Here is a 2,280-nt window from a genome sequence, read left to right as displayed (position 1 = left end):
TGCTGCTCGGCGGCCTGGCGGGCTTGGTGCTCGCGGGCCAGCTCGATGGCGCGCTGGCGGGCGCGCTGCTCGTCGGCCGACAGGCCCGAGCCGTCGCCCGAGGGCGAGGCCGGACGCGGCGAGGACGCCGGCGGCGGCGTGAAGGAGCGCTTCTCGGCCGAGGATGGCGCGGCGAGGTTGCCCGCCGGCGCGGAATGGGTGCGCGCGCGCTTGGTCTCCACGACCACCGTCTTGGAGCGGCCGTGGCTGAAGCTCTGCTTCACCGTGCCCGCGCTGACCGAACCGGCCCCACGGGGCTTGAGGGTCAGGGGAGCTCGCCCGCCGGGGGCTCGGCCGTTGTCGTTCTCGTCGCTCATGCGCTCGCTTTAACTTACGGCCGGGACGGTCCCGACCAAACATCTCGAATAGATCTAGGCGCGCGAAACCGCCTTAGGTTCCGCCCGCCTCAGAAGGCTTTTCCTCGCGCCAACTCTCGGGAGTAAGCGGGCTGAAGCCGGACAGGCGCCGGACATCGAATGTCCAACGATCGGCGCCGCGCCCCGCAAGGAAGGCGGTGTGTATCACATTCTCGCCCCCCAAGGCCAAACCCAATTCCTCGACGCCGAAGAGTCCGAAGACCTCGACCGGCTTGGGTGACTTGCGGGCCACATTCAGAATCTTGCGCCGACCGTCCGGCGCGCCATCGGCGGCCTCGATCAGCCATGCGGTCCTGCCGGCGCTCAGGCTGGCGGCGACCTTCTCGTAGCCCGAGATAAGATCACCGGCCCGTTTGGCAAGGCCCAGGCCGTCCAGGAGCCGCTTCCGCAGCAGGGTTTCCACCTGATCGGCGAGGTCCGGCCCGGCCGCCAGCTTGGTCTTGGCGGCCCGGGAGAACAGGCCCTTGCGGGCCGCGGCCTCGACCCCCGCCCGCGTCGCCTCGACCCAAAGGCCCCGCCCCGGCAACTTGCGCGCCAGGTCGGGGACCACCACGGCCCCCGGTCCGGCGACGAAGCGCAGCAGGCGCGCCTCGTCCATCACCTCGCCGGAGACGATGTCGCGACGCTCGCGAGCGGCTTCCGCCAGGGTTGCGGGGGCGTTCAACAGGGCGCCTAGGCCTCCGTGGGCTGGTCGGGTTCGGCCTCGGCGTCAGCTTCGGCAGGCGCGACCGCGGCGGCCGGCCGCTGACCGAACACGGCCTCGGCTTCGTTGTACGCGACCTCTTCCTCGACCTCGGGTTCCGGCTCCGGCGCCTCGACCCAGCCCATGGCGACGCGGGCGCGCATGATCAGCGCTTCGGCGTCGGCCGGGTCCATGTTGAAGCTCTCCAGGATGCCCTTCTCGCGCACCCGTTCGCCGTCCTTGGTCTCGAACCAGCCACGCAGGTCGTCGGGGATCAGGCCGGCGAGGTCCTCGACGGACTTCACGTCGCCTTCGCCCAGGGCCACGGCCATCGGCAGGGTGACGCCCTCGACTTCCAGCAGGGCGTCCTCGACGCCCAGCGCGGTGCGCTTGGAGTCGTATTCGGCGGCGATCTTTTCCAGGAAGTCGCGCGCGCGCGCCTGGATCTCCTCGCCGGTGTCCTCGTCGAAGCCTTCGATGGCCGCGATTTCCGAGGCGTCCACATAGGCGACGTCTTCCACCGTGGCGAAGCCTTCGGTGACCAGCAGCTGGGCGATCACCTCGTCCACGTCCAGGGCTTCCTGGAACAGCTGGGTGCGCTCGGAGAACTCGCGCTGGCGGCGCTCGCTCTCCTGGCTCTCGGTCATGATGTCGATTTGCCAACCCGTAAGTTGGCTTGCAAGACGGACGTTCTGGCCGCGGCGGCCGATGGCCAGCGACAGCTGCTCGTCGGGAACCACCACCTCGACGCGCTCGTCCTCCTCGTCCATCACCACCTTGGAGACTTCGGCGGGGGCGAGGCCGTTGACGATGAAGGTCGCCTCGTCCGGGCTCCACTGGATGATGTCGATCTTCTCGCCCTGCAGCTCGGCCACCACCGCCTGGACGCGCGAGCCGCGCATGCCGACGCAGGCGCCGACGGGATCGATGGAGCTGTCGTTGGAGACCACGGCCATCTTGGCGCGCGAGCCCGGGTCGCGGGCCACGGCGCGGATCTCGATCACCCCGTCATAGACCTCGGGAACTTCCTGGGCGAACAGCTTGGCCATGAAGCCGCCATGGGCGCGGCTGAGCAGGATCTGCGGACCCTTGGTCTCGCGGCGGACGTCGTAGATGTAGCAGCGGATCCGGTCGCCGATGTTGAAGTTCTCGCGCGGGATCGACTGGTCGCGGCGCATGATG

3 protein-coding genes are annotated in these 2,280 nt (G+C 69.6%); all 3 read right to left on the bottom strand.

Translation table 11 applies throughout. The features are described 5' to 3' along the window. Nucleotides 1–356 (bottom strand): IF-2-associated domain-containing protein (locus tag V6M51_RS15950; RefSeq protein WP_332768743.1); only part of this gene is annotated, 356 nt, incomplete at its 3' end. 73 nt (nt 357–429) lie between these two features. Continuing rightward, nucleotides 430–1,080, bottom strand: a complete 651-nt coding sequence (locus V6M51_RS15945; RefSeq protein WP_442957702.1) for an RNA-binding protein — start codon at nt 1,078–1,080, stop codon at nt 430–432. 8 nt (nt 1,081–1,088) lie between these two features. Beyond that, nucleotides 1,089–2,280: transcription termination factor NusA (gene nusA, locus V6M51_RS15940; RefSeq protein ID WP_332768742.1), on the bottom strand; the 1,192-nt coding region annotated here is incomplete at its 5' end.

Origin of the sequence: Phenylobacterium sp., from assembly GCF_036677185.1 — a bacterium.
Lineage (GTDB): Bacteria > Pseudomonadota > Alphaproteobacteria > Caulobacterales > Caulobacteraceae > Phenylobacterium.
Note: the sequence above shows the minus strand (reverse complement) of the source record. Positions and strands in the feature narration are given on the sequence as shown.